A 7,397-nucleotide genomic window follows, 5' to 3' on the forward strand; every position below is an offset into this window, starting at 1 on the left:
CTATTAAGTGGGAGCTCGAGGACCTGTCCTTCTTCTACCTGGAGCCCGATGCCTACCAGCGCATCGCGCGCATGGTGGCGGAGTCGCGCGAGGTCCGTGAGCGCTATCTGGCTGAGACCATCAAGACACTCACCGACGAGCTCAACCGCATTGGCCTGGAAGGCTTCCAGATCAACGGCCGTTCCAAGCACTATTGGTCCATCTACCAAAAGATGAAGCGCAAGGGCAAGGAGTTCTCCGAGATCTACGACCTGGTGGCACTGCGCGTCATCACGCATTCGGTGCGCGATTGCTACTCCACGCTCGGCGCGGTGCATACGCTGTGGCACCCCATGCCCGGTCGCTTTAAAGACTATATCGCCATGCCCAAGGTCAATAACTACCAGTCGCTCCACACGACGGTCATCGGCCCCACGGCTCGTCCGCTCGAGATTCAGATTCGAACCTACGAGATGCATGAGCAGGCCGAGTATGGCATTGCCGCCCACTGGCTATATAAGAAGTCGGGCGGATCGTCTGCTTCCAAGACCAATGACGCTCAACGTTTGGACGACCAGATCAACTGGCTCAAGCATTCGCTCGATTGGGCGGCTTCCGACGAAATCACCGATGCCAAGGAATACCTGCATTCGCTGAAGGTCGACCTCTTCGATCAGGAGATTTTCGTCTTTACGCCCAAGGGCGAGGTCATGGCGCTTCGTGCCGGCTCCACGCCGCTCGACTTTGCCTACGCCGTTCACACCGAGGTGGGAAACCACTGCGTCGGCGCTAAGATCAACGGTGCGGTGGCCCCGCTCACGCACGAGATCAAGACGGGCGACCGCGTTGAAATCCTGACTAACAAGAGTTCCAAACCGTCGCGTGATTGGCTCAAGATCGTCAAGACGCCTTCCGCCAAGTCAAAGATCCGCCGCTATTTTGCCGCTGCGACCAAGGACGACGACGCTGCCGCCGGCCGCGATATGCTGGCCAAGGACCTGCGTAAGCGTGGCTATGGCATTTCTACGCCGCGTTCGACGCGCGCGCTCAATGCCGTGGCGGAGCAGTTTAACTTCAAGCAGCTCGAGGACCTGTTTGCCGCCGTCGGCGCCGGCAAGGTTGCCCCGCGCGCTGTGGGCAATAAGGTCGAGCAAATCTTGGACCCAAAGCCCGAGGAACAGCTCACCAAGGCCGAGGCTATCGCCGAGGTCGTGAAACAGCCTGCTCGCGGCTCCAACCGCAAGCCGCAAAAGCGCGGCAAGAGCGCCAGTAACGGCATTATCGTCAAGGGCGAGAGCAACAGCGGCCTGCTAGTCCGTCTGGCTCATTGCTGCAACCCCGTGACGGGCGACGACATCGTCGGCTTTATCACGCGCGGCCGAGGTGTCTCAGTGCATCGCGCCAACTGCCCCAACGTCAAGGGCCTCATGGAGCACCCCGAGCGCATGATTGACGTAGAGTGGGATGGTGCTGCCGACACTCTCTTCCAGGTCGAGATCGTGGTCGAGTGCCTGGACCGCATGGGCCTGCTCAAGGACGTCACCATTGCCATTGGCGATGCAGGCGGCAATATCCTTTCTGCCGCCACGTCGACCAACCGCGAGGGTATTGCGACCCTGCGCTTTATGGTCGAGATTTCGGATGCGAGCGGCCTGGATCCGCTGCTGGCTTCCATCAGCAGCGTCGACTCGGTCTACGACGCTCGCCGTCTTATGCCCGGCGAGGGCGGAGCGCAACTCAAGCGCCGTGTGTAGGTGCGAGAGCCTCTCAGCATCATAGATATTGGTTACGTTCGAGGCATCGTTTGGTGCCTCGAACGTATTTTAGAAGGAGGGTATGCGCATGGGCGATATGACTTTGGACCTGACACCCCGAGGCGCGGCTTCGATTGAGGCGCTCGTCAACGGCCCGATTCAGACCAACAGCTACGCCGTGATTTCGAATGACGAGTGCTTAATCGTCGATCCGGCGTGGGAGGGCGAGCGTCTTGTGGAGCATATCCGCACCGCGCATCCCGAGGTGCGCGTGCTCGGCTCTGTCTGCACGCACGGTCATGCCGACCATGTTGGCGGGGTTGCCGGGGTTCGAGCTGTCGTTGGCGACAGCGCACTATATGAGTTGTGCGCTAAGGACGTGACGGTACCTCGCGCAAATATCGAGGAGCAGCGCGCCATGTGGGGTATCGAGACGCCCGATCCGGGTGAGCAGACGCGTTTGCTTGCCGAGGGCGATACAATCGAGGTGGGCGACGTCTGCCTGCAGGTGATCGAGACGCCGGGGCATACGCCGGGCGGCATCGTCCTGTTCGCCGCGACCGAGCAGGGGAACATCGCCTTTGTGGGCGACACGCTTTTCCCGGGCAGTCACGGTCGTACCGATCTTTCCGGCGGTGACGAGGCGGCGATTATGCGCTCGCTCTCCAAACTTGCCAAGACGCTTCCGCCCGATACCGTTTGCTTGACGGGCCATGGCGATTCGACCACGATGGCGCGCGAACTTATGCAGAACCCGTTTATGCAGATGTAGGCTTGAAGCCGTCTTTCGAACCACGAAGACCGCTCAATCGTCAAGCTATTTTCCCCAGTGGGTCGATTCTGTGGGGCAAACGGTCAAAATTTGTCCAATCGGATGGTATTCGTGAACAAACGAACGTTTATGCTCGGGTATGTCGTGGTAAAATCTCAGGCGTTATCGGAGCAACCTTACAGGAGGTTTCTTTTATGCTCGTCAACGCAGCAGACATGCTCAAGAAGGCCGAGGCCGGCAAGTACGGTCTCGGTGCCTTCAACACCAACAACCTCGAGTGGACCCTGGCTATTCTCCAGGCCGCCGAGGAGGCCAAGTCTCCGCTGATCCTTCAGTGCACCGCTGGTGCCGCTAAGTGGATGGGCGGTTTCAAGGTCTGCGCCGACATGGTCAAGGCTGCCGTCGAGGCCACGGGCGTTACCGTTCCCGTCGCCCTTCACCTCGATCACGGTTCTTACGAGGACTGCTTCAAGTGCATCGAGGCCGGCTTCACGTCCATCATGTATGACGGCTCTCACGAGGAGACCTTCCAGCTTAACCTCGACCGCACCAAGGAGCTCGTTGAGCTTGCCCACTCCAAGGGCATGTCCATCGAGGCCGAGGTCGGCGGCATCGGCGGCACCGAGGACGGCGTGACCTCCAGCGGCGAGCTCGCTGATCCTGCTGAGTGCAAGCAGATTGCTGACCTGGGCGTCGACTTCCTCGCCTGCGGTATCGGCAACATCCACGGCGTGTACCCTGCCGACTGGGCTGGCCTTTCCTTCGAGCGCCTGGGCGAGATCAAGGCTCAGACCGGCGACCTGCCCCTCGTCCTGCACGGTGGCACCGGCATCCCCGAGGATCAGATCAAGAAGGCCATCTCCCTGGGTATCTCCAAGATCAACGTCAACACCGATCTGCAGCTCGTCTTCGCCAAGGGCGTTCGCGAGTACATCGAGGCTGGCAAGGATCAGCAGGGCAAGGGCTTTGACCCCCGCAAGCTCCTCAAGCCTGGTCGCGACAACATCGTTGCCCGCACCAAGGAGCTCATGGAGGAGTTTGGCTCCGTCAACAAGGCGTAAGTAGCGGTTTAACTTCCCGCCGGAGGCCCCGTTCACCCTACGCTTTTCCCTTGCGCTCACCTAGCTTTGCCAGAAGTCGCGCAATGGGAAAAGCTCCGGGGAAACGGGGCCTCCTTTGTTAACTCGCTACAGGGTTACTGGGCTGAATTCATTTTTAGAGGTACCGTTTATCGGTGTTGAGGGTTCCTTTATTGGGGCTTTCTTTTTATCTCGCTACAATGGGCTTCAAGAGTTCTAATGACTTGGAGTTTGGTATGGCTGTTGTTAATGTGTTGCCTTCGGATGGGAAGGTTATTGACGAGGGTCCTGTTGGTTGCTCTGTTGATGTCTGCAATGATGACTTCCGTTTTCTAGATGTTGGCTTGCCACCCGAGATTCTGCGTTTAAAGGACGCGGGGTATCTTTCGCAGGCTATTGAGGCCTGCGACCGTCTACTTGCCCAAAATCCCGATCCCTCGCTTGCTGCCTGCGTTCGTGCCGAGCGGTATCGCATGCTTGAGACGCCGCTTCATTTTTCGGTGTCGCGCGATCGGGCTATTGCGATGATTCGCGAGGAGTGGCCTGAGTTTACCGAGGAGCAGTTTGACGATCTGATTAACCGTAAGCGTATTGACTGGCGCTTTATCGATGGCGAGCTGTTCGTTCTCGACAACTTCCTCGATTCGCTTCGCGTATATCCCAAAGAGGTTCCCGGCATGCGTCCCGATCCTACGGACGGAATTGCACTGCGCAACGAGATGCTCAAGGAGATGGAGTCACAAAACGGATTGACTCGCGTTATTACGCTTAAGGCGTCCTTGTCTGTCCCCGGCGCTCTAGAGGGGGAGACCGTTCGCGCTTGGCTTCCCGTAGCCGCCACCTGCCGCCAACAGTCTCAGGTCGAGATTCTCGACATGACGCCGGAGGGTGCTGTTGCTCCCGCGAACGCTTCGGCGCGTACCGCCTCGTGGTCTTCTTCGAGTGAGCGCTCATTCTCGGTGACTTATCGTTATCACATCGATGCTGCTTATTGTGATGTCTACGGTGGCACACTTCCGGTTCATCCGCGTATGGACGCGCCTCTGCCCGAGGATATTTCCGAGGACCGTCCGCACATTGCATTTACGCCGTATCTGCAGCAGCTGACGGCCAGCGTTGTTGGCGGACTCGAGGATCCGCTCGATCGCGCCCGTGCTATCTATGATTACCTGACGCAGTATATCGACTATCGCTATCAGCCGCCGTACTTGCTTTTGGGATCTATTGCCGATGACTGCGCGCATTCGCTCCGCGGCGATTGCGGCGTTATGGCGCTCACGTTTATCACCATGTGCCGTATCGCGGGCGTGCCTGCCCGTTGGCAGAGCGGCCTCTACGTTGCGCCCGATTCGGTGGGGTCGCACGACTGGGCAGAGTTCTATACGCCGCAGACCGGTTGGCTCAACGCCGACGTGTCATTTGGATCTTCTGCTCGCAGGATGGGGGAGGAGTGGCGCCGCCGTCACTACTTTGGCAATCTCGACCCATGGCGTATGGTGGCCAACAATCGATTCCAGGCAGAGTTTGAGCCCTCTTTCGACGGCATGCGCGAGGACCCTTACGATAACCAGATGGGTGAGGCTTCGGTCGACGGTCGCGGATGCCGTCAGCGCGAGATGCTACGCACGGTCGAACTCATCGAAATGATCGAAGTTCCATTTTCGGACTAATCGGTAGAAAGCTGTGATAAACTAACTCACGCATTACGTGCCCGAGTGGCGGAATTGGCAGACGCAGTGGACTCAAAATCCACCGTTGGCAACAACGTGCGAGTTCGAGTCTCGCCTCGGGCACCATACATGCAAGTGAGCGTTCAAGGGGGTTGCGGCCCCCTTTTTCGTGCCGAACTCGCGTGAGCGCGCGAAGCGTTAAGCAAACAGGCCTGCGGCCTGTTTGTAGCGGAGCGTGGCGAGGGCGCCTCGCGCCCGAAGCCCGGGGCTTCGCGAAGCGAAGGCCCTTCGAGTCTCGCCTCGGGCACCATACATGCAAGCGAGCGTTCAAGGGGGTCAAGGCCCCTTTTTCGTGTACGTAATGTGATAACGCGCTGTACGTGTTATTATTCGCAAGGCGTTGTTCTCGCAATGCCCTAAAGAGGAACCCGAGGGTTCCCACCTTTTGGCGCCAATGAGCAGCTGACTGGTCATACAACTTAGATTCCCTTCCTCAAATCGAGGAAGTCTATGTGTACGACCTGGTTGCTGAGAAGCGCCGGGTTATTTTTTTATGAATGGAGGTAGGGAAAATAGCTAAGTCTGATGACACCCGCATCAACGACGAGATTACTGCATCTTCGTGCCGTTTGATTGGCGTCGATGGCTCTCAGCTCGGCCTGTTCGCCATCCGTGATGCCCAGCGCGTCGCCGACGATCAGGGTCTCGACCTGGTCGAGATCGCTCCCAACGCGGAGCCGCCGGTCTGCAAGGTCATGGACTACGGTAAGTTCAAGTACCAGCAGGCCATGAAGGCCAAGGCTGCTCGTAAGAACCAGTCCAAGGTCGAGGTCAAGGAAATGAAGTTCCGACCCAAGATCGACGTTGGCGACTACGAGACCAAGAAGGGCCACGTTCTGCGTTTCCTCAAGAAGGGCGCACGCGTTAAGATCACCATCATGTTCCGCGGCCGTGAGATGGCTCACCCGGAGCAGGGCCTTAACGTTCTCGAGCGTCTCGCCGAGGATCTCAAGCCTTACGCTACGGTCGAGTCCAAGCCTAAGATGGAAGGCCGTAACATGCTTATGCTGCTCGCCCCGATTAAGGGCGCCTTCGATGAGGATAAAGCGGCAAGCGATACCAAATAACTAGTGTTCTGTAACCGATTAAGGAGTATTTCATGCCTAAGATGAAGTCCCACAGCGGCACCAAGAAGCGTTTCCGCAAGACTGGTACCGGCAAGCTTATGCGCGCCAAGGCTTTCAAGAGCCACATCCTGAGCAAGAAGTCCACCAAGCGTAAGCGTGGCTTCCGTCAGGAGACCGAGATTGCCGCTGCCGACCGCAAGGTCATCAAGTCGCGTCTCGCCTAAGTTCGCGTTCCCGTTTTTCGTTTTACCGTCTAGGAGTTGATAGAACATGGCACGTATTAAGCGCGCTGTTGCCGCCAAGAAGAAGCGCCGTACCGTTATGCACCGTGCGAAGGGTTACTACGGTGCCGCTTCGCGTACTTACAAGCATGCTAAAGAGCAGGTCCAGCACTCCCTGCAGTATCAGTATCGTGATCGCCGCAACAAGAAGCGCGAGATCCGTTCTCTTTGGATCACTCGTATCAACGCTGCTGCTCGCCTGAACGACATCTCTTACTCTCAGTTCATGCACGGCCTGAAGGTTGCCGGCATCGAGCTCGACCGCAAGGTCCTGGCTCAGATGGCTTACGAGGACATCGAGTCCTTCAACGAGCTGGCTACCATCGCCAAGAAGGCTCTCGAGGCCTAATAGATTCTCTTGAATCGCTAGGGGAGTGTCGCGTTGTGGCGGCGCTCCCTCTTTTTATCTGAAGCGCGGTTTACATTGCTAAAAGCGCGGGTAGATAAACACTTACAGGTGACCGATCTCTATATATTCCTGAACCAAAGGGTCATCATCTGATACGTGCGGAAGATCCGCACCAGTCTTTCTATTACCTATAGAAAGCAATATGTTGTGTAGGACTTGTGAAGAGTGGAATTGACGTCCCACAGAGCTTCGCGGTCTGGCAATATATCTCCTTGCCGCGCGGCCCGGTGGAACCGGATCGGCCGCAAAGCGTGCACCTTGAGAACCGGATACTGCGAGGATGGACACTTCAAGTGTCGCATCCGGGCAGACATCGAACCATTTGA

8 protein-coding genes and 1 tRNA gene are annotated in these 7,397 nt (G+C 57.7%); 8 read left to right on the top strand and 1 reads right to left on the bottom strand.

Features of this window, described 5'->3' with window-relative positions; translation table 11 throughout:
* The 8 genes from AB5405_RS09285 to rplT all read left to right on the top strand — a co-directional run.
* On the top strand, window positions 1-1,733 hold a 1,733-nt coding region (locus AB5405_RS09285), incomplete at its 5' end, for a RelA/SpoT family protein (RefSeq protein ID WP_368138281.1).
* A gap of 88 nt (window positions 1,734-1,821) precedes the next feature.
* Window positions 1,822-2,505, top strand: a complete 684-nt coding sequence (locus tag AB5405_RS09290; protein WP_368138282.1) for an MBL fold metallo-hydrolase — start codon at window positions 1,822-1,824, stop codon at window positions 2,503-2,505.
* Between the two features lie 194 nt (window positions 2,506-2,699).
* Window positions 2,700-3,566 carry a class II fructose-1,6-bisphosphate aldolase gene (fba, locus tag AB5405_RS09295; RefSeq protein ID WP_035137086.1) on the top strand — a complete coding sequence of 289 codons (867 nt, stop codon included), beginning with the start codon at window positions 2,700-2,702 and terminating at the stop codon, window positions 3,564-3,566.
* A gap of 254 nt (window positions 3,567-3,820) precedes the next feature.
* Window positions 3,821-5,254, top strand: a complete 1,434-nt coding sequence (locus AB5405_RS09300) for a transglutaminase-like domain-containing protein (RefSeq protein WP_368138283.1) — start codon at window positions 3,821-3,823, stop codon at window positions 5,252-5,254.
* A gap of 39 nt (window positions 5,255-5,293) precedes the next feature.
* Window positions 5,294-5,380 (top strand) — tRNA-Leu (locus AB5405_RS09305).
* 431 nt (window positions 5,381-5,811) lie between these two features.
* Window positions 5,812-6,381 carry a translation initiation factor IF-3 gene (gene infC / locus AB5405_RS09310; protein ID WP_006234423.1) on the top strand — a complete coding sequence of 190 codons (570 nt, stop codon included), beginning with the start codon at window positions 5,812-5,814 and terminating at the stop codon, window positions 6,379-6,381.
* A 32-nt stretch (window positions 6,382-6,413) separates the two neighbouring features.
* Window positions 6,414-6,605 (top strand): 50S ribosomal protein L35, encoded by a 192-nt coding sequence (gene rpmI, locus AB5405_RS09315; protein WP_006234422.1) that lies wholly within the window; start codon window positions 6,414-6,416, stop codon window positions 6,603-6,605.
* Between the two features lie 46 nt (window positions 6,606-6,651).
* Window positions 6,652-7,011, top strand: a complete 360-nt coding sequence (gene rplT, locus AB5405_RS09320) for a 50S ribosomal protein L20 (protein WP_006234421.1) — start codon at window positions 6,652-6,654, stop codon at window positions 7,009-7,011.
* A 102-nt stretch (window positions 7,012-7,113) separates the two neighbouring features.
* Here rplT and AB5405_RS09325 read toward each other — a convergent pair.
* On the bottom strand, window positions 7,114-7,397 hold a 284-nt coding region (locus AB5405_RS09325), incomplete at its 5' end, for a hypothetical protein (RefSeq protein WP_368138284.1).

The sequence above is a fragment of the Collinsella aerofaciens genome (assembly GCF_040920445.1).
GTDB lineage: Bacteria > Actinomycetota > Coriobacteriia > Coriobacteriales > Coriobacteriaceae > Collinsella > Collinsella aerofaciens_BH.

Coding starts and splice junctions, on each gene's coding strand:
- AB5405_RS09290 (WP_368138282.1), top strand. CDS start 1,822: ATGGGCGATATGACTTTGGACCTGACACCCCGAGGCGCGGCTTCGATT.
- fba (WP_035137086.1), top strand. CDS start 2,700: ATGCTCGTCAACGCAGCAGACATGCTCAAGAAGGCCGAGGCCGGCAAG.
- AB5405_RS09300 (WP_368138283.1), top strand. CDS start 3,821: ATGGCTGTTGTTAATGTGTTGCCTTCGGATGGGAAGGTTATTGACGAG.
- infC (WP_006234423.1), top strand. CDS start 5,812: ATGGAGGTAGGGAAAATAGCTAAGTCTGATGACACCCGCATCAACGAC.
- rpmI (WP_006234422.1), top strand. CDS start 6,414: ATGCCTAAGATGAAGTCCCACAGCGGCACCAAGAAGCGTTTCCGCAAG.
- rplT (WP_006234421.1), top strand. CDS start 6,652: ATGGCACGTATTAAGCGCGCTGTTGCCGCCAAGAAGAAGCGCCGTACC.